The 17,391-nt window shown below is 64.7% G+C and carries 21 protein-coding genes; 20 read left to right on the top strand and 1 reads right to left on the bottom strand.

Annotation, left to right across the window (positions count from 1 at the left end):
- Position 1 precedes the first annotated feature (1 nt).
- The 3 genes from I3J27_RS21520 to I3J27_RS21510 all read left to right on the top strand — a co-directional run bounded on the left by I3J27_RS21520 (position 2) and on the right by I3J27_RS21510 (position 2,271).
- Complete coding sequence (locus I3J27_RS21520; RefSeq protein WP_270160435.1) at positions 2-595, top strand: hypothetical protein; 594 nt, start codon at positions 2-4, stop codon at positions 593-595.
- A 5-nt stretch (positions 596-600) separates the two neighbouring features.
- A complete protein-coding gene (locus I3J27_RS21515) occupies positions 601-1,740 on the top strand; it encodes a hypothetical protein (protein WP_270160434.1) in 1,140 nt (379 codons plus the stop codon).
- A gap of 174 nt (positions 1,741-1,914) precedes the next feature.
- Positions 1,915-2,271 (top strand): YybH family protein, encoded by a 357-nt coding sequence (locus I3J27_RS21510; RefSeq protein WP_270160433.1) that lies wholly within the window; start codon positions 1,915-1,917, stop codon positions 2,269-2,271.
- Positions 2,272-2,582: 311 nt separating this feature from the next.
- Here the strand turns inward: I3J27_RS21510 and I3J27_RS21505 are convergent, their stop codons facing one another.
- Entirely contained in the window at positions 2,583-2,792 is a 210-nt protein-coding gene (locus tag I3J27_RS21505) for a hypothetical protein (protein ID WP_270160432.1), read from the bottom strand.
- A 290-nt stretch (positions 2,793-3,082) separates the two neighbouring features.
- On the opposite strand from I3J27_RS21505, the gene I3J27_RS21500 reads away from it, so the two are divergent.
- The 17 genes from I3J27_RS21500 to I3J27_RS21420 all read left to right on the top strand — a co-directional run bounded on the left by I3J27_RS21500 (position 3,083) and on the right by I3J27_RS21420 (position 17,386).
- Positions 3,083-3,322, top strand: coding sequence for a DUF6148 family protein (locus I3J27_RS21500; RefSeq protein ID WP_270160431.1), 240 nt, complete (start codon positions 3,083-3,085; stop codon positions 3,320-3,322).
- Positions 3,323-3,324: 2 nt separating this feature from the next.
- The gene (locus tag I3J27_RS21495; protein ID WP_270160430.1) at positions 3,325-4,953 is read left to right on the top strand and encodes a phage portal protein; all 1,629 of its coding nucleotides are present in this window, start codon (positions 3,325-3,327) and stop codon (positions 4,951-4,953) included.
- Positions 4,950-5,873, top strand: a complete 924-nt coding sequence (locus I3J27_RS21490) for a S49 family peptidase (protein WP_270160429.1) — start codon at positions 4,950-4,952, stop codon at positions 5,871-5,873. Before I3J27_RS21495 ends, I3J27_RS21490 begins: the two co-directional genes overlap by 4 nt.
- 37 nt (positions 5,874-5,910) lie before the next feature.
- Positions 5,911-6,480 carry a hypothetical protein gene (locus I3J27_RS21485; protein WP_270160428.1) on the top strand — a complete coding sequence of 190 codons (570 nt, stop codon included), beginning with the start codon at positions 5,911-5,913 and terminating at the stop codon, positions 6,478-6,480.
- Positions 6,481-6,596: 116 nt separating this feature from the next.
- On the top strand, positions 6,597-7,370 hold the full coding sequence (locus I3J27_RS21480) for a hypothetical protein (protein WP_270160427.1): 774 nt from the start codon (positions 6,597-6,599) through the stop codon (positions 7,368-7,370).
- Positions 7,371-7,469: 99 nt separating this feature from the next.
- On the top strand, positions 7,470-8,432 hold the full coding sequence (locus I3J27_RS21475; RefSeq protein ID WP_270160426.1) for a Mu-like prophage major head subunit gpT family protein: 963 nt from the start codon (positions 7,470-7,472) through the stop codon (positions 8,430-8,432).
- Positions 8,433-8,552: 120 nt separating this feature from the next.
- Positions 8,553-9,092, top strand: coding sequence for a hypothetical protein (locus I3J27_RS21470; protein ID WP_270160425.1), 540 nt, complete (start codon positions 8,553-8,555; stop codon positions 9,090-9,092).
- Between the two features lie 3 nt (positions 9,093-9,095).
- On the top strand, positions 9,096-9,422 hold the full coding sequence (locus I3J27_RS21465; RefSeq protein ID WP_270160424.1) for a head-tail joining protein: 327 nt from the start codon (positions 9,096-9,098) through the stop codon (positions 9,420-9,422).
- The gene (locus tag I3J27_RS21460) at positions 9,422-10,192 is read left to right on the top strand and encodes a hypothetical protein (RefSeq protein ID WP_270160423.1); all 771 of its coding nucleotides are present in this window, start codon (positions 9,422-9,424) and stop codon (positions 10,190-10,192) included. Before I3J27_RS21465 ends, I3J27_RS21460 begins: the two co-directional genes overlap by 1 nt.
- Complete coding sequence (locus I3J27_RS21455; RefSeq protein WP_270160422.1) at positions 10,192-10,653, top strand: hypothetical protein; 462 nt, start codon at positions 10,192-10,194, stop codon at positions 10,651-10,653. Before I3J27_RS21460 ends, I3J27_RS21455 begins: the two co-directional genes overlap by 1 nt.
- A 33-nt stretch (positions 10,654-10,686) precedes the next feature.
- Entirely contained in the window at positions 10,687-11,100 is a 414-nt protein-coding gene (locus I3J27_RS21450) for a hypothetical protein (RefSeq protein WP_270160421.1), read from the top strand.
- Positions 11,101-11,148: 48 nt separating this feature from the next.
- Positions 11,149-11,583, top strand: coding sequence for a phage tail tube protein (locus tag I3J27_RS21445; protein ID WP_270160420.1), 435 nt, complete (start codon positions 11,149-11,151; stop codon positions 11,581-11,583).
- 4 nt (positions 11,584-11,587) lie between these two features.
- Positions 11,588-11,971: a hypothetical protein gene (locus tag I3J27_RS21440; protein WP_270160419.1), complete on the top strand. Its 384-nt coding sequence runs from the start codon at positions 11,588-11,590 to the stop codon at positions 11,969-11,971.
- A gap of 62 nt (positions 11,972-12,033) precedes the next feature.
- Complete coding sequence (locus I3J27_RS21435; RefSeq protein ID WP_270160418.1) at positions 12,034-12,273, top strand: hypothetical protein; 240 nt, start codon at positions 12,034-12,036, stop codon at positions 12,271-12,273.
- Positions 12,274-14,289: a hypothetical protein gene (locus I3J27_RS21430; RefSeq protein ID WP_270160417.1), complete on the top strand. Its 2,016-nt coding sequence runs from the start codon at positions 12,274-12,276 to the stop codon at positions 14,287-14,289.
- On the top strand, positions 14,289-15,104 hold the full coding sequence (locus tag I3J27_RS21425; protein WP_270160416.1) for a hypothetical protein: 816 nt from the start codon (positions 14,289-14,291) through the stop codon (positions 15,102-15,104). The genes I3J27_RS21430 and I3J27_RS21425 overlap by 1 nt, the downstream gene beginning before the upstream one ends.
- Complete coding sequence (locus tag I3J27_RS21420; protein ID WP_270160415.1) at positions 15,104-17,386, top strand: hypothetical protein; 2,283 nt, start codon at positions 15,104-15,106, stop codon at positions 17,384-17,386. Before I3J27_RS21425 ends, I3J27_RS21420 begins: the two co-directional genes overlap by 1 nt.
- The last annotated feature ends 5 nt before the right edge of the window (positions 17,387-17,391 follow it).

Genomic DNA, 17,391 nt, shown 5'->3' with positions numbered 1-17,391 from the left:
CATGAGCAAGTTGTTTGGCCACGGCGCTGCCGTGCTGGCGGTCGCGCTGTCGCTGTGCGCGTCGCCTTTCGTGGCAACGTCCGTTGTGGCGCAGGCCTCGGTGGTCGGCTATGGCGACACTGCCGCCGTCACCTTCACGCGGCCGGCGGACACCACGGCTTATGCCAGCGGCGACATCGTCTGCCAGTCGACCACCGTCTCTGCAAGCGGCTGCGCGCCGCTCACGTTTGCGGTCTCCCGGCAGGCCGACAAGTCGTTCCTGATCCCGCGCGCGCGGATCAGCGCGTCGAACACGACGCTGACCAATGCCTCGTTCCGGCTGCATCTGTACCGCCAGAGCCCGACGATCGCCAACGGCGACAACGGCGCCTGGTCGACGACGAATTCCAACTACATGGGGTCGATGGACGTCACCTTCGACCGGCAGTTCACCGATGGCGCCAAGGGCATCGCGGTCCCGAGCAGCGGCAGCTACATCGTCGGCGTGCCCGACTCCGGGACGACCGCGATTTACGGATTGCTGGAGGCGCGCGCGGCTTACGCGCCGACCAACGCACAGACGTTCACGATCCTGCTCGAAATCTTGCAGAATTGATTCTCATGCCGTCGATCGCAAACAGGATGCGCGGCTCGCTCGCGAAGTGCTGGGCGCTGCTGCTCGTCGCGCTGGCGGCGCCGTCGGCCGGCGCTGGCGCACAGCAGATCGCGTTTGCGCCGACGATGCTACCGCAAGATGTGGCTGTCTTTGGGGGCGGTGGCCCCGCGTTGGCTTATTCGCCCGTCCTTCTGATTACGGGCGACAGTCAGGCTGCAGGCACGCTCAGCACCACGGATCAGAATGCGGCTGTTGCGGCTTATGTGCCGACGTCGAAAATCAAAGTCCGCAACATCGCCGGCGCGTTCGTCACCTATACGCCCGGCACCATCACGGGAGTCGATTTCGGGGCCAACACGGGGAAGGTTGGGACTGAGATCGGGTTTATCGCGTTATTCCGCGCAGCGTTCCCGAACGATACGCTTTACATCATCAAAGAGGCTGCGAGCGGCTCGTATCAAACGCGAGGCCTAAATGCCGCGACCGCCGCGAATCTGACTTCGGCTGGCGGCAATACTTACACGCTCAACTCGGGGTCGATCCTCAACGGAGCCAACACCCTGATCACTGGGACCGGCATCGAAACCGGCGTGTACGTCCCCTTTGCTGGCTTCCTGTCCAAGGTTGGCGTCGCGGGCGGTCGATCCGCCCCAGCCTTCGGCCCTGTCGATTTGTCGGGTCAGTACAACGGCACTCTGTCGTGGTCGTCGACGGAGGGTCTCACCTACAACGGAAATTCGGCTTCGATCACCAACGGCGCCCGCGCTCGAATTGTTGCGGGAATGGCGCTGCTCACCACTCCGAAGATTGTCGCGCACGTCCATAATATTGGCACGAACGATATCGCCCTTGCGACTGCAGCGGCATTCGCGACCGACCTCGACAACATCTATGCCCGGTTTACGGCGGACATCCCCGGCTATGCGACCGACGCAAAAACAATCTTGGTTCGGTCCCCCACGGGAGGCGCGTCATCAACGACCGTGCGCGACGCGCAACTCGCCAAGCGAGACCAGGTCAAGATCTTCCTGCTCGACACCGATAGCTACACCAGGTGGGACGGCACCCATTGGAACCTGGTCGCGCACACCGACATGGGCAACAAGGCCTTCGGAATCTGGCAGGGGACGTTCAGCGGGGTTTAGCGGTCCACTCCCTCAGGGAGGGGCAGCGAATTGCTTGAGCCCGGAAAAGTTCCCTATGGCGATCGGCATATGGGCTTGGCCAAGTGAAAACATCAAAAATTCCGGCTCGATTCGTGAGGAGACTTAGCTGGGTACCCCGGCCAAATCTCTGCTCTGGCGGTTGGAGGTGCTTCTATGTCGTTTGACCCAATGGCCGCTGCCGTTGATTGGCTCGATGCCTACCGTGCCGGCGATATCGAAGCGATCCTCGAAATGTACGCCGAAGATGCCGTGATGTACTGCGATTGTGACGGGTTGGTTATCACCGGCAGAGAAGGCCTCCGAAGCTACTGGGCTGCCCGTCTGCAAAAATACCCCGCTGCCGAGCTGGACAATCTTCGGCCCTCGCGCGGTGGGGCAACGATCTCCTACATTTGCGAGGAAAATGTAGTGAAGGCGGACTTGGCTTTTAATGATGCCGGAAAAATCAAGACCTTGAGCTGCAGCCCGCTACAGCGAGCCTCCAGCTGCTGCGAAGATCAGGCCTGCTAAAGATCAGAAGCTGACGCCGACCAGGATGGACATTCGAGTGCTGGAGTCCGCTAAGGGCGGTTATCGGACGTCAATCGAACCGGACGAGCTGTCGTCTCCTAGTCAAATCGGCTCCGGCGAACGGTGGCCTCTTCTGCCAGCTTGATCCAGTCGGCAGCAAGCCGCAGCCACGCTTTCTTGTCCGCTGACGTCCTCGCCTTTGCTGCTTGTCGGCGGCATTCTTCGGCTTCGGCCCGGAATCGCTCGGCGTCTTCTTGGCTCATCTGATCCAGATTCAGGGGCAGGCGACCGGCCGTTCATGCTCCGATCTATCAGCGAACTACGGCAGCAGCGTCGTCCTCGCTAGGAACAAGCCAGTCAACGGCGAGTAGGCCGGCTTCGGCAATAATGAAGGCGATGAGGCCGCCGAGCCAGCCGAAGAAGACAATTGAAAACGTTAGCAGTAACAGTGCGCAAAACACGTCTGCGAGCACCTTGCAAATGCGAATGTCGCGGGTCTGTTTCGAGGTGAAATACGGCATTGGGCTCCTCCGGCTCTGAGCGGCAACCTAGCCTGATCAAGCTAAAGTCGTCCACTCCCTTCAGGGCAGCGTCCTGGTCTCGAACGTTGCGACGGTCTCGAACATAGGCCCCATTTTCGTCGCGGATCGTGACTGCTAGGCAGCGTACAGCACGTAGAGCAGCACGGCGGCGACGATTGCCAGCAATATCAGCGACGTCGCGAAGGCAGCCCGGTGCCAGTCCATGGGCCGACCTTAGCACCGTGTCCGTTCCTTAAGTAGAACCACCCCACATCGCAGGAGCCCGCCCCATGGCAGGCATCACGCTCGAGCAGGCGCAAGCCCAGCTCGCGACTTGGATTGCAGCGTCGACGGCGGTCGCTGCGAGCCAGTCCTACGAGATCGAGACCGGCAACGGCCGCCGCAAGCTGCAGCGCGCCGACGCCGCGGAGATCCGCCAGATGATCGAATTCTGGGACGCACAGGTGAAGACCCTGACGCCGGCCGCGGCCGGCGGCCGCCGCCGTACCCGCTACATCGTGCCGGAGTGACCATGGCCAATCCTTCGACCAGGCAGCCGATGCAGCTGAATTTCATTGACCGCGTCGTCGCGACCTTCGATCCGCAGCGCGGCCTGGCGCGGGCGCAGGCGCGGACCGAGCTCGCCTCGGCGACCGGCGCCGGCGGCTACAATGGCGGGGCACGCGAGCGGCGAGCGACCAAGCGCTATCGGCCGAGGGATGGCTCGGCCGATGCCGATACGCTGCTCGACCTGCCGGATCTGCGCGGCCGCTCGCGCGACCTCGCGCGCAACGCGCCGATCGCAACCGGTGCCATCGCGACCAACGTCACCAACGTGGTCGGCGATGGCCTCAAACTGCAGGCCAATGTCGATCATGAGGCGCTCGGCATCACGCCGGAGCAGGCCGACGCGATGGAACGCGAGCAGGAGCGGGAATGGGAGCTGTTCTGCGCGACCTGTGATTTCACGCGCGTGCAGTGCATGGACGAGCTGGAGGCGACCTCCTATCGCGGCGTCCTGGAGTCGGGCGACCTGTTCATGCTGCGCCGTTATCGTAAGGACCCCGGCGATGCCTACGGCACCAAGCTGCAGATGATCGAGGCGGACCGCGTCTGCAATCCGCAGCGCGCGGCCGATACCGACGCCATCGCTGGCGGCGTCGAGGTCGACAAGCACGGCGTGCACGTCGCCTATCACGTCACCAACAAGCACCCGGGCGGGCTGCGTGTCCTCGGCCTTGAGTGGGAGCGGGTCGCCGCGCGCACGGAGACCGGCCTGCCGGTGGTGCTGCACCTCTACGATCGTCTGCGGCCGGAGCAGACGCGCGGCGTGCCGTATCTGGCGCCGGTGATCGAGTTCCTGAAGCAGCTCGCGACCTATTCGGAGGCCGAGGTCGACGCCGCAGTCGCAACCGCCATGGTCGCGTTTGTGATCGAGGCGCCGAACGATGACGGCTCGGAGCCGCCGCTCGGCGAGACCGATGCGAGCCTCAACTCCAACGAGGTCAAGCTCGGCGGGGCCGCGGTCGTCGGGCTCGCGGAGGGGGAGAAGCTCAACACCTTCAATCCGTCGCGGCCGAATTCGAATTTCGACCCGTTCGTGATGTCGTTCTGCCGGCAGATCGGCGTCGCGCTGGAGATCCCATTCGAGCTGCTGGTCAAGCATTTCACAGCGTCCTATTCGGCCTCCCGGGCCGCGCTGGAGATGGCCTGGCAGTATTTCCGCCGGCGCCGCACCTGGCTCGCCGCGCGCCTGGTGCAGCCGGCGTACGAATGGATGATGGAGGAGGCGGTTGCGACCGGCCGCCTCAATCGTCCGGGCTTCTTTGCCGACCCGATGCTGCGCAAAGCCTATTGCGGCGCCGAGTGGATCGGGCCGCAGCGCGCCAGCCTCAACCCGAAACAGGAATCGGACGCGGACACGCAGGATGTCGAGCAAGGCTTCAAGACCATCGAGCAGGTCTGTATGGAGCGGACCGGCGGCGAGTTCGAGAAAAAGAACGCGCAGCGCGCCAAGGAAACCGCGATGCGCAAGCAGACCGGCGTCGTCGCGCCGCCACCGCCCGCCGCCAACCCGAACGCGCCGGCGCAGCCTGACGATCCGGACGCCGAGCCGGATGACGGTGACGAGCAACCCGAACCGAAAAGGGCCGCCAAATGACGCTGTTGATGCCGCATATCGCGAGCCGCCTGTTCGGCGCCGAGCTGATGGTTGATCCCGGCAAGCTGCAGGCCTTCCTGATCGGCCTCGGCGCGCGCATCGTCGACGGCGGCGTGACGCTGCCGGGTATTGCGGCGGTGAACCATGTCGCGTTCGAGCACGGCCGTCCTTCTGATGCGATGGGTAAGCTCGGCGATCCCATCGGCAGTGCTTACGAGCGCGCCAATGCCGGCGACCGCCTGGTGCAGCGCGTCGGCAATGTCGGCGTGATCGGGATCGAGGGCACGCTCGTCCACAAGGGCAAATTTATCGGCCAGTCGTCCGGCGAAACCTCCTATGAGGGCCTGCAAGCGCAGATCGCGCGCGCCGGCCGCGACCCGAACATCAAGGGCGTGGCGTTCGAGGTCGACTCGTTCGGTGGCGAGGTCAATGGCGCATTCGAGACGGCCGCTATGATCGGCCAGCTCTCGGCGCAAAAGCCGACCATTGCCATCCTAACCGATTTCTCGCTGTCGGCCGGGTATCTGCTCGCCTCGCAAGCCCGTCAGATCGTGATGCCCGAAACCGGCGCGGCCGGCTCGATCGGCGTCATCACCATGCATGCCGACATGTCGAAAAAGCTCGAGCAGGACGGCGTCAAGATCACGCTGATCACGTCCGGCAAGCACAAGGCCGACGGCAATCCGACCGAGCCGCTGCCCGACGATTTGCGTGCCTCTCTGCAGGCGCGCGTCGATCGCCGTCGCGACGCGTTCGCTGCGGCGGTCGCAAGCGGCCGCGGTTCGCGGCTGTCGGTGCAGAAAGCGCTGGCGACCGAGGCGCAGGTCTATCACGGCGAGGACGCCGTCACGTCCGGCCTGGTCGACGGCATCATCGATCCGCAAGTCGCGTTTTCCGAGTTCGTCAAGAGCGTCAACTAGGCCGCTACCGGCCAACAACCCAAGAGGAGTGAACTACATGTCTGGTGCTGGATCTGCTTTGGCGGCCGTGCATGCGGCTGCGATGTCGTCGACCGCAGTGCAGGTGCCGCCGGCGCCTGGCGCGGCGGCTCCGCCCGCTGCTGCGACTGTGACCACCGCGGCCGAGCTCGCTGGCGCGTTCCCGGATCTCTGCGCGGCGATCCGCGCCGAGGGTGCCACCGCCGAGCGCGCGCGCATCATCGGCATCGAGGCGCACGCCATGGCGGGCCATGAGGCGCTGATCGCGACGATGAAGGCGGACGCGACCGTGACGCCCGACATGGCGGCCGGCCGCATCCTGGCTGCGGAGAAGGTTGCGCGCGGGCAGCAGGCGCAGGCCATCGTCGACGTCGAGAAGGTCACCGGCAAGGTCGTGGCCGCGCCGCAGTCGCATCCGACCGCTGCTGCGGCGTCCGAGGTCGAGAAGGGCTCGACGCCGGACGGTTGGAAGGCCGAATACGCCAGCTCGGCCGCGCTCCAGGCCGAGTTCGCGACGGTCGACGACTATGTCTCGCTGAAGGTCGCCGAGTCTGCCGGCAAGGTCCGCGTGCTCGGCGCCCGCAGGTAATTCGACCAGTTCCGGGCGGCTCCGTCAGCCGCCCGGTTTGCGTGTTCGCGTTTTTCGCCGTCCCGCATTCCGCGCCGGCGCTTTCCTTCCAACATTCCGAAACAGGAAACCAGCCAATGACCACTTTGGCCGTCAATAAGCCGCGCGTCTATGAGGGCAGCCGGACCGCGATCGAGTACAGCGCGCTGCCGGTGATTGCAGCCGATATCATCTATGAAGGCGCCGCCGTCGGCAGCGTCGATGCGACCGGTCATGGCCGCCCGCTGGTCGCCGGCGACCGTTTCGCCGGCTTTGCCAACGCGCAAGCCGATAACTCGGCCGGCGCCGCTGCGGCGATCAACGTCGACCTCCGCACCTTCGGCATGATTGTGCTGCCGGTCACCGGCGCCGTCATCACCGATCGCGGCTTGCCGGTCTACGCTTCCGACGACGACACGTTCTCGTTCTCGCCGGTCGGCGGATCCTTTGTCGGCTTCGTGCATCGCTTCATCTCGGCCGGTATCGTCCTGGTCGAGTTCGACGCGGATGGCCTGCGCGATCCCTATGCCGGCTTCACGCACGTGCTCAAGAGCGCGAACTACGCGGTTGACGCGACCGACACTGGCAAGTGGTTGTGGGTCGATACCGACGCCGTGGTCATCACTCTGCCGGCGGTCGAGGGCATCAACTTTGTCCGCATTGGCAACCTCGGTTCGTTCGGCACGGTCGGCGTCGCGATCAGCCCGAACGCCGCCGACATGATCGAGGGACCCGGCATCGCCGCGGCCGACAACAAGGACCTCATCAACACCAAGGCGACGGCGCGGCGTGGTGATTGGGCCGAGATCGCACAGGGCGACGCCAACGGCTGGTCCGCCCGCGTGTTCGGCACCTGGGCGCGCGAAGCGTAAGGCGTCACCCGCGCGGCGGCCATCCTGGTCGCCGCGCTCCCACTTTCCCGGCCGCACGGCCGCGGGGCTCACCATCTCAACCACAAGGAACGCTAGACCATGTCTGATCTTTCCCTGCTTTCCAGCCGTGCCATCCGGGGCATGTATTTCGCCCGGCTCGAGACCGATCCCGGCACCAATTGGCTGGACGGCGTCTCGAACTATTTTGGCTCCGACCAGTCCTCGGAAACCTACAACTTCCTCGGCCAGACCCCGATGATGCGGGAATGGATCGGCCAGCGCCAGGCTAAGGGATTCACCGGCAACGGCTTGACCATCATCAACAAGCACTATGAAGCGACGCTCGAGATCCAGAAAAAGGATGCGCGCCGCGACAAGACCGGCCAGATCCGCGCTCGCATCGACGAATTCGCTGATCGCAGCCAGACCCATTGGGCCTCGCTGACCTCGACCCTGATCGTCAACGGCGTGTCGTCGCTCTGCTATGACGGCCAGTATTTCTACGACACCGACCACGTCGAGGGCGACTCCGGCGTGCAGTCGAACAAGATCGGCGTCGCCATCGCCGGTCTGCCTTGCGTTCTTCACGGCACGCCCGCCAATCCCTCGACCGAGGAGATGCAGCAGGCCATCATCAAGGCGATCGTGCAGATCCTGTCGTTCAAGGACGACAAGGGTGAGCCGATGAACGAGAACGCCACCAGCTTCACGGTAATGGTGCCGCTCGGCCTGATGCAGTCCGCACTCGCGGCGGTCTCGACGCTGGTGCCGGCGATGTCGGTGCAGAACCTCAACCCCAATCTGCTCCGCAACTTCAAGGTCGAGGTCGTCTTGAATGTGCGCCTGACTGCGGCCGGCTGGACCAACCAGTTCACCGTGTTCCGTACGGACTCGCCCATCAAGGCGCTGATCCGCCAGACCGAGCAGGAAGTCGAGATGAAGATGAAGGCCGAAGGGTCCGAGTTCGAGTTCGACAACGACGCCTGGCAGATGGGCATCGATGCCTGGCGCGGCGCGGGATACGGCTACTGGCAGCGCAGCGTGCACGTCACGCTCAACTGATCCTCAGTGTCATCTCCGCTTCTCTCCCCGGCTCGCCTGCCGGGGAGGGTTGTCGCGGGCAGCCGTGAGAAGCCGCTGCCGTCGACAGCCCTGTTTCATCAACCTCAAAGGAGACGTCCTATGCAGGCCTATCGCGTTATCGGTCGTGGTTTTCATGTCGGCGCCGGCGCGCTGCTGCTGCTCAGCACCGCGCAGGCGACAGGGCGCGCGCACAAGCTCGAGCCGCTGCCCGGCGGCGGGCGGGTCTGCGATGGCTTTGGCCTCGCGCGGGCCAAGGAAACGCAGGCGTTCAAGGCCGGCGAGTTGCTCGGCCTCACCGAGCCGCCGAAAGGCCAGCTCGAGCTGGTCGAGGATGTCGTGCCCGTCAAGGGCAAGCGCGATCGTGACGATCCCGTGCTGGCATTCCTCGAGGCGCTGAAGATCCATAACGCCATGGCCGACCGGGCCGAAGAGGAGCGCGCCCGGAAGATTGAGCAGGAGGAGGCTGCGCGTCTCGCAGAGCAGGAGCAGCGCGAGACGGCCGCCCGCGAGTCGGCGTGGGCCGAAGAGTGGGCCACGACCGAGGCGGTCAAGAAAGATTATCCCAAGGTCGGGGACTACGTTGCCGCGCGTCGCAAGGAATTTGCTGAAGCCTCCAAGGCTCAGCCCGACAAGGCCTGACCGATGTCGATCGAGTCCGCCGCCGATCGCGCCGTGTTCCTCAACGCCGATGAATTCGGCGCCGAGGGCATCTACACGCGCGCGGCCGGCGCGGCGTCGGACCCGTTCTCCGGCATCTTCGACCGCCCGTCGATCAGCACCGACCTCAACCAGGTCGCCTCGATCGACGCTCGGCCGACGTTCTTCTGCCGCATGGCGGACCTGCCGGGGGCGGCGGATGGTGACGCCGGAGACCAGCTGGCCGTCACCGGCGAGGGCGCGTTTGAGGTGGTCTCGATCGAGCCGGACGGGCAGGGCATGGCGCTGCTGCGGCTGGGGGCGCTGGTCTGATGGCCGCTGGCGTTCATTATCGCGTCGAGGTCGACGACGTCCGCCGTGCGCTGCGCGATCTCTCCGAGCGCGATGCGCCCTTCGTCACGGCCTATGCGCTTACGCAGACCGCCAAGGACATCAAGGCGGCCGAGGTCGAGACCATGCAGGGCGTGTTCGATCGGCCGACACGGTTCACGCTGAATGCGCTGTATGTGAAGCCGGCCACGAAGCGCGACCTGGTCGCCGAGGTCTATTTCAAGGATGGTTTCGGCTCGGTGCCGGCCTGGCGCTATCTTCGTCCGCAGGTCGAAGGCGGGGCGCGCGTCCATAAGGCATTCGAGCGGCGGTTGATCCGGGCCGGACTGATGCAGTCCGACGAGTTCGCGGTGCCGGGCAGTGGCGTCAAGCTGGATTCCTACGGCAACATTTCGGGCTCGACGATCGAGCGGATCCTGTCGCAGCTCGGTGCTGCCGAGCAGAAGGCGGGTTATCAGGCCAACCAAACCAAGAAGTCGCGGGCGCGGGCGAAGAAAAAGGCTGTTGGTCGCTACTTCGTGCTGCGGCCAGGCATTGCCGGCAATGCCGATCGCAAGGTCGCTGCCGGCATCTACTACCGCGCCGACCTGCAGGCGATGGTGCCCGTCATCATGTTCGTGCGGGCGCCGCGCTACCAGAAGCGCTTTCCTTTCTATGAGCGGGCTGCGGCCGTGTTCGATCAGAAGCTTGTCGCCAATGCGCGCATTGGCTTCGAGAAATTCGTGCTCTCCAAGCTGCCGAAAGCTGCCTGATGACTGATCATGTTCGCAAGACGACTCGCGACGCGTTGGTCGCTGCGCTGACCGGTCTGCCGACGACAGCGGACCGCGTGTTTGCAGGTCGCACGCGCTCCCTTGCGAAAGGGCACGCACCGACGCTCCTGGTCTATGTGCGTTCGGAGACGGCGGCGCGGGCGGTTAAGGGCTTCCCGCCCACGCTCGAGCGCGGAGCTATTGTCGACATCGAGGGCCGCGTCTCGATGGCAAGCGTGCCGGACGACACGCTTGATCAGATCGCCGTCGAAATCGAAGGGGCCATGTGGGGGCTTGTCGATCCTCGCGGCTCGTTTCTGAACGGGTTACTGCTGGATCTCAAATTGGTCTCCACCGAGATGATTGCTGAGTCCGACGGCGAGCGGCACCTCGGCGGCGTGCGTCTCGAATATCTCGCGACTTACCGCACGGCCGAAGGCGCGCCGACCGCGGCTGTCTGATTTTTCCCCGACCATCAACAGGAGGACTTGAAAATGACCGATCTTGGGATTACGGCCTCTGCCGTGCTTGCGAACAGTGGCGCGCGCACCGAGCAGGGCGTGGCCGGAGAGACGATTACCGCCGGTAAGCTGGTCTACCGCGACGCGACCACCAATCAATATTTTATGTCGGATTCGAATGCCGGCACGGCCGCCGCCCGTGCCGTGCGCGGCGTTGCGCTCAACGGAGCGTCCGCTGGCCAGCCGCTTCAGATCGCGCGGCCTGGCAGCGAGATCACCATGAATGCCGTGATGACCGCCGGCACGACCTACTTCCTGTCTGACACGCCCGGCGGGATCTGCCCGCTCGCCGACGTCGGCACCGGCGAATACTTCACGCCGATTGGTGTCGCCAAATCGACCACCGTGCTTGCGTTCAATCCGACCCTGTCGGGCGTGTCCGCGTAAGCGGCGCCGGACGTATTCGCCGCGACAACCATCAAGGAGATTTGACGCATGTCTACCGATGCAGTGATCGGCTGGAGCACGCTATTCCAGTCCGGCAATGGCGCCACGCCGGAAGTGTTCGCGACCTTTGCCGAGGTGACCGGCATCACGCCGCCGTCGCTGTCTCGCGATACGGTCGACGCGACCCATGAGCTGTCGCCGGAGGCCTGGCGCGAGTTCATCGCCGGCCTGAAGGATGGCGGCGAGGTCTCGTTCGATATGAACTTCGTGCCCGACAGCGCCGAGGCGGCCAGCATGATGGCCGAGCTCGATCTGCAGGGCCGTTCGGCGGTAAAAAACCGTAAGATCGTCTTTCCGGACGGCTCTTACTTCACGTTCGCGGCGATCCTCACGGGCTACGAGCCTGACGCCCCGCTCGACGACAAGATGGCAGCGTCCGTCACCTTCAAGGTGACCGGCAAGCCGACGCTGGTACAGGTCTAGTCCGATGGCGAATCCCCTGAAGGGCGAGGTCTCGTTCACCGGATCGGACGGCGAGCCGCGCAAGCTGTCCTTCTCGGCCGAGTCGCTGTTTCGCGTCGAGGAGCTGCTCGGCAAGAAGACCAGCGAGATCGAGGCGGATATGCGCAATCCGGAGAAGTTCGGCTTTGCGATGATCCGCACCATGTTCTGGGCCGGGCTGCTCGATACGCATCCCGACCTCGATCACAAGGACGTCGGGCTCCATTTCTCCAAGGTCGATCCGCTCGAGGCGTGCAGCCTAGTGGTGCGCGCGTTCAACGGCGCGTTCGGCAATTTGCCGGGGGCGGCGCCTGCCGACCCTCCGGAGCCGGGTCAGAACCAGCAGCATGGGACTGGCTCGGCCTCCTAGAGCAGTGGATCTCGCTCGGCCTCGATGACGATGCGTTCTGGCGCAAGACGCCGCGCCAGATCGTGGTGGTGATGACGGGCCATCAGCGTCGGCTTATCCGCGAGCACAACGACCGCGCATGGATGGTCCATACCGCAGAGGCGTTGCGGCGGACCAAGAAGATGCCGCCGCTGCGGCGACTGCAAGCGCGTGTCCCGCGCGCTCGGCAGAAGCGGCAGAGCTGGCAGGATATGAAGGCCGTCGCGAAGCTGCTGACGCAGGCGTTTGACGGCAACATCGTCTCAAAGCAGGACGTTCCCTAGATGTCGGTGATCGGACAGCTCAAGGTCATTCTTGGCGGCGATACCAGCGGGCTCGACAAGAGCCTCGCGGAATCTCAGTCCAAGCTGGCCGCGTTCGGCGGCAAGCTGGCGCTTGGCTTTGCGGCGGCTGCAGCTGCGGCGACGGCTGCCGCCGTGGCGGTGACGTCGCAGGTACATTCCGCGATTGAGGCGGCCGACCAGCTCAACAAGATGTCCCAGTCGACCGGCCTGTCGACCGAGGAGCTGTCCAAGCTCAAATATGCCGCGGACCTCTCCGACGTCTCGACTGAGGCGCTCGGCAAGTCCATGGGCAAGCTGTCGAAGGCGATGGCGTCGGCCGCGAGCGAGGGCGCGGGGCCGGCGGCGAGTGCCTTCAGCGCCATGGGCGTCTCCGTCAAGAACAATGACGGTACGCTGCGCAACTCCTCCGACGTGCTCAAGGATGTTGCCGACAAATTCGCGTTCTATAAGGACGGTGCAGAGAAAACCAATCTTGCCATCCAGATCTTCGGCAAGTCCGGCGCGGCGCTGATCCCGTTGCTCAATCAGGGGCGCGACGGGTTGCAGCAGGCCGGGGACGAGGCCGAAAAATTCGGCCTTGTGCTGGACAAAAAGACGACGATGGCCGCCGAGGCCTTCAATGACAATCTGAAGCGGATGGACTCCATCAAGCAGGGCATCGTGATGACGGTGACTGCGAAGATGCTGCCGTCGTTCGAGCAGCTCTCCGAGGTGATGCTGGAGACCCGAAAGAATACCGAGCTCTGGAATTCGGTCGGCGATGCCCTCGCCAACACCATGAAAGCGCTAGTGACTGTCGGTGTGACGCTGGTCACGACCTGGCAGCAGATCTTCGCGACCGCCTCCAACCTCAAGGAGGCCTTCGGCCTGCTCGCCTCGGGCGAGGTGACAGCGGCATTCGACAAGATGAAGTCCGGCGCGGCGCAGACCGTGGATGCCTTCTCAGGGCTGAAGCAAACGGTGTCGACGCTGTGGTCGGATATTCCGACCTTCAGCTGGGAAAGCCAGGCGCTGGGGCTCAAGCAGCTCAACCGCGAGGTGATGGAGTATGGCAAGACCTGGGCGCTGACGGCGGCGCCAATCGTCAGCGCCGCCAATTCTGGCGGCGAGGCCATCCAGAAGTTTCTCAATACGCAGGCGAAGGCCACGGCCGCGCATGCCGCAGAGGCGGACTCGATTGGTAAAACCATCGGCGAGCAGGAGAAGCTGAAGATTGCCTATCAGGCTGCTGCGATCGCTAAGACCAACGACTTCACCATCACCAGCGCATTGGCGCTGAAGATCTCAGAGGCCGGCGATGCGGCGGCGCTTGCTGCGATGAAAGTCGCCGGCGCGCAGGCTACGGTGCAGGCGATGAATCCGGCGCAGCAATTCGAATTCCAGATGACGCAGCTGACTCAGCTCTACAACGCCGGCGTCATCTCGCTGGAGACCTATGGCGAGCGTCAAAAGCAGATCGCGGAGGCGGCGCAGGCGACGTGGGGGCAGGCGGGAGCCTCGATTGCCGGCAGCTTCGCGACCATCTCCGCTGCCTTCGGCAAGGAAAGCGCAGGTATGGCCAAGGCGGCACAGGTGTTCGGCGCCATCCAGGCGACGATCTCAATGTTCACTGGTGCTGCCAAGGCGCTGGAGCTGCCGTTTCCGGCCAACCTCGCGGCGATGGCGGCCGTGCTCGCAAAGGGCGCTACCCTGGTCGCGCAGATCAAGAGCCAGCAGGTGCCGACTGGCTTCAAAACCGGAGGCTCTTTCACGGTCGGCGGCAGCGGTGGGCTGGATTCGCAGTTCGTGCCGATCATGGCGTCGCCCGGCGAGCAGGTCGACATCTGGCGGCCGGACGAGACCAGCGGCGGCGATCGGCGCCGCGGCGGCGGCGCGCCGACCATCGTCAACCTTGCCATGGGGTCGGTGACTACGCGCGATGCGTTCCGCGAGATGATCGCCGGCCTCAACGAGATGTTCGCCGACGGCTATACCCTCAACGTGAAGCCGGCCTGATGTCGCTCGTCATCTCGCAAAACTTCGTTCTGGTCGACTCCACGCCGGAGTTTCCGGTCACACTCGATCATCCCGTGATCGGCTGGCACAACATCGTGACGCCGACGAACATCGTGGCCGACAGTGAGGATCCGGATTTTCCAGCCTCTAACCTCGCCAACCCGTCGACGCACGAGGAATGGCGGTCCGACGACGATGGCGTGCAGTATCTGACCGTGACGACCGGCACAGCGGACGCGATCGATTATGTCGGCATCGCCCGCCATAATTTCGGCAGCGATCAGATCCCGGTCAGGATCGAGGACGGCTCCGGCAACGTGCTTGTCGAGGAAGTTCTGCTCGCTGACGACAGCCCGGCGCTGTTCCGCTTCACGTCGCAGTCGCTGGCGCAGGTCAGGATCCGGATGGTCGTGACGTCGGACGTTCATCTGCCGCGTGCGGCGGTGGTCTATGTCGGCAAGCTGCTGGTGCTCGAGCGCAGGATCTATGTCGGCCACACCCCGCTGAAGCACGCCCGCAAGATCAATGTGCAGAGCGGCTATAGCGAGACCGGCAACTTCCTCGGCCGCATTGTCCTCGGCGCCTGGCGCGAGACGGTGATCCCGTTGTCGCTGCTATCGCCGTCCTGGTATCGCGACCACGGCGGCGATGAATTCCTGGCAGTGGCGGCCGAGACGCCGTTCTTTTTCGGCTGGCGGCCGCAGAGCTACCCCTACGAAATCGGCTATTGCTGGATCATCGACAATCCGATGCCGGTGCCGACGGCCCCGTCAAACCGGATCGCCTTCGATCTCAAGGTGAGGGGGATCGTCTGATGACACTGTCCGTCACCTATGTCGAGATCGACATTCCTTTCTGCGAGCTGAGTTATGGCGTCGCGCCTTGCGCGGCGTCGATCCCGGCGACCGGAACAGCTAAGTGCTTCAACTCGATCAAGACCTGTCAGGATCGGGCGCATTTCAGCGAGACCGATGTCACGTTGCGCTTTGCCCTGCCGGCGGAATATCTGCCGCGCGAGATCGATTGTATCCCCTCGATCGCCTCCGTGAATTTCTCCCCGGCGACGGTCTCGCTCGGCAAGGACCTCGGCCAGCGAGCCTCGCTGACGGTCACGTTCCAGGACCATCGCCACGCCGATACCGGGCAGGGTTATGACAAGTACCGGACTGAGCGGGCCTATGAGCCCCACGCGCGGGGCAGCTATTTCGGCAAGTTCCGTGCGCGCCAGCCGTTTTTGCGCGGGCGGGCGTTGCGCTGGATCAACGGCGTGGTCGGCCAGGCCCTCGCCGACATGGAGACCTGGCACTTCGTGATTGATAGCTTCACGGGACCGGATCCGGACGGCAAGTTCTCGATTGTGGCGAAGGATCTGCTCAAGCTGGCCGATGGCGACCGGGCGCAGGCGCCGGTGTTGTCGAGCGGATTCCTGGCCGCCGACATCACCAACAGCGCGACCAGTGCGGCGCTGCTGCCCTCCGGCATCGGCAATGCCGAATATCCGGCCTCGGGCTACCTCTGCATCGGCGGTAACGAGGTGGTGTCGTTCACGCGCGCCGGCGATGCGCTCACCATCGTGCGCGGCCAGCTCGGCTCGACTGCGTCAAGTCACAAGACGCAGGATCGCGTGCAACTGGTGCTGCGCTATGCGGCCGCGGATGCCGCGGACATCGTCCATGATCTCTTGACGAATTATGCCGACATCGATCCCGGCACGATCACGCTGGCGGACTGGCAGGCCGAAACCGCAGCCTTCCTTGGCAACGTCTACACCGCGACGATCTGCGAGCCGACGGCGGTCGCCACGCTGGTCTCCGAGTTGGTCGAGCAGGCGGCGCTCGCGATCTGGGACGATGCCGAGGCGCAGAAGCTGCGGCTTCAGGTGCTGCGCGCAGTGGTGACCGATGTCGACACCTTCACGCCGGAGAACACGCTCGCGGGCACGCTGAAGATCAAGGAGCAGCCGGATAAGCGGCTGTCGCGAGTCCAGGTCTATTTCGCCCAGATCGACCCGACCAAGCCGCTGTCCAATCTCGACAACTACCGCTCGACGTCGCCGTCGATCGACGCAGATGCCGAAGCCGATTATGGCACGGCCGTCATCAAGACTGTCCTGTCGCGCTGGATCCCCGCCGGCGGCCGTGCGGTCGCTGATAGGCTCGGCGCGGTGCAGCTGGGTCGTTACAGGGATCCGCCGCGCAATGTGCAGTTTCAGCTGCAGCGCCACGCCAACACCGACGTCACGCTCGGCGTTGGCTACCGCGTCGAGCATCCGAGCGTGCAGGATGCGACCGGTGCCTCCAGCGATATCCCGTTGCAGGTGGTGCGGCTCAATCCGGGCGCGGACATATATTCGGTCGAGGGCGAGGAGATGCTGTGGACGGCGCCGGCGGCCGACACCGGCGTGCGCAACGTCATCTTCGATTCCGGCTTCAATAACGTGAACCTGCGCACCATTCACGACGCGATCTACCCGGCGCCGGTGGCGGGCAACGTGGTCAACTGCACCGTCAATGCCGGCGTCGCGATCGGATCGAATTCGATGGGCGCGCCGGCCTTCGATGTCGGCTCATGGCCGGTCGGCGTGACCGTCAACGTTGTCGTGAGGGGCCGCCTCCAGGGCGCCGGAGGCAACGGCGGTAGCGGCGGTAACGGGAACGAAAACGGCGGCGCGGGGGCGCCTGGCGGTACCGCGCTTTACACCCGGCGGGCCATTACGCTTGACGCATCGGGGGGCGAATTATGGGGCGGTGGTGGTGGCGGCGGGGGCGGCGGCGCACTTCCTGGTAACGGTGGTGCCGGTGGCGGCGGTGGCGCTGGCGTGGTGCCAGGCTCCGCTGGCTCCAGCACGCCGCCGGCAGGGAGTTCCGCTGCTGGCAGCACGACAACGGGCGGCGTCGCAGGTTCGGGCGGCATCGGTCTCGGTGGCGCTGGAGGCAATGGCGGCGGGCCGGGCCTGCCCGGCAGCAATGGGGCCAATACGAGATTCGATGAGCTAATCGGCGGTGCCGGCGGCGCCGCCGGAAAGGCGATCGATGGCGTCTCTTACATCACCTTCAGCCCCGCCGGCGGCGACATCCGCGGCCCGCAGATCAATTGAGGGGT

Origin of the sequence: Bradyrhizobium xenonodulans (genome assembly GCF_027594865.1) — a bacterium.
GTDB lineage: Bacteria > Pseudomonadota > Alphaproteobacteria > Rhizobiales > Xanthobacteraceae > Bradyrhizobium > Bradyrhizobium xenonodulans.
Note: the sequence above shows the minus strand (reverse complement) of the source record. Positions and strands in the feature narration are given on the sequence as shown.

Bases quoted from the DNA above. Each gene is read 5' to 3' on its own strand.
- I3J27_RS21430 (WP_270160417.1), top strand. From the start codon at position 12,274: ATGTCGGTGATCGGACAGCTCAAGGTCATTCTTGGCGGCGATACCAGC.
- I3J27_RS21520 (WP_270160435.1), top strand. From the start codon at position 2: ATGAGCAAGTTGTTTGGCCACGGCGCTGCCGTGCTGGCGGTCGCGCTG.
- I3J27_RS21445 (WP_270160420.1), top strand. From the start codon at position 11,149: ATGTCTACCGATGCAGTGATCGGCTGGAGCACGCTATTCCAGTCCGGC.
- I3J27_RS21480 (WP_270160427.1), top strand. From the start codon at position 6,597: ATGACCACTTTGGCCGTCAATAAGCCGCGCGTCTATGAGGGCAGCCGG.
- I3J27_RS21495 (WP_270160430.1), top strand. From the start codon at position 3,325: ATGGCCAATCCTTCGACCAGGCAGCCGATGCAGCTGAATTTCATTGAC.
- I3J27_RS21460 (WP_270160423.1), top strand. From the start codon at position 9,422: ATGGCCGCTGGCGTTCATTATCGCGTCGAGGTCGACGACGTCCGCCGT.
- I3J27_RS21505 (WP_270160432.1), bottom strand. From the start codon at position 2,792: ATGCCGTATTTCACCTCGAAACAGACCCGCGACATTCGCATTTGCAAG.
- I3J27_RS21485 (WP_270160428.1), top strand. From the start codon at position 5,911: ATGTCTGGTGCTGGATCTGCTTTGGCGGCCGTGCATGCGGCTGCGATG.
- I3J27_RS21440 (WP_270160419.1), top strand. From the start codon at position 11,588: ATGGCGAATCCCCTGAAGGGCGAGGTCTCGTTCACCGGATCGGACGGC.
- I3J27_RS21510 (WP_270160433.1), top strand. From the start codon at position 1,915: ATGTCGTTTGACCCAATGGCCGCTGCCGTTGATTGGCTCGATGCCTAC.
- I3J27_RS21450 (WP_270160421.1), top strand. From the start codon at position 10,687: ATGACCGATCTTGGGATTACGGCCTCTGCCGTGCTTGCGAACAGTGGC.
- I3J27_RS21490 (WP_270160429.1), top strand. From the start codon at position 4,950: ATGACGCTGTTGATGCCGCATATCGCGAGCCGCCTGTTCGGCGCCGAG.
- I3J27_RS21420 (WP_270160415.1), top strand. From the start codon at position 15,104: ATGACACTGTCCGTCACCTATGTCGAGATCGACATTCCTTTCTGCGAG.
- I3J27_RS21500 (WP_270160431.1), top strand. From the start codon at position 3,083: ATGGCAGGCATCACGCTCGAGCAGGCGCAAGCCCAGCTCGCGACTTGG.
- I3J27_RS21470 (WP_270160425.1), top strand. From the start codon at position 8,553: ATGCAGGCCTATCGCGTTATCGGTCGTGGTTTTCATGTCGGCGCCGGC.
- I3J27_RS21425 (WP_270160416.1), top strand. From the start codon at position 14,289: ATGTCGCTCGTCATCTCGCAAAACTTCGTTCTGGTCGACTCCACGCCG.
- I3J27_RS21475 (WP_270160426.1), top strand. From the start codon at position 7,470: ATGTCTGATCTTTCCCTGCTTTCCAGCCGTGCCATCCGGGGCATGTAT.
- I3J27_RS21465 (WP_270160424.1), top strand. From the start codon at position 9,096: ATGTCGATCGAGTCCGCCGCCGATCGCGCCGTGTTCCTCAACGCCGAT.
- I3J27_RS21515 (WP_270160434.1), top strand. From the start codon at position 601: ATGCCGTCGATCGCAAACAGGATGCGCGGCTCGCTCGCGAAGTGCTGG.
- I3J27_RS21455 (WP_270160422.1), top strand. From the start codon at position 10,192: ATGACTGATCATGTTCGCAAGACGACTCGCGACGCGTTGGTCGCTGCG.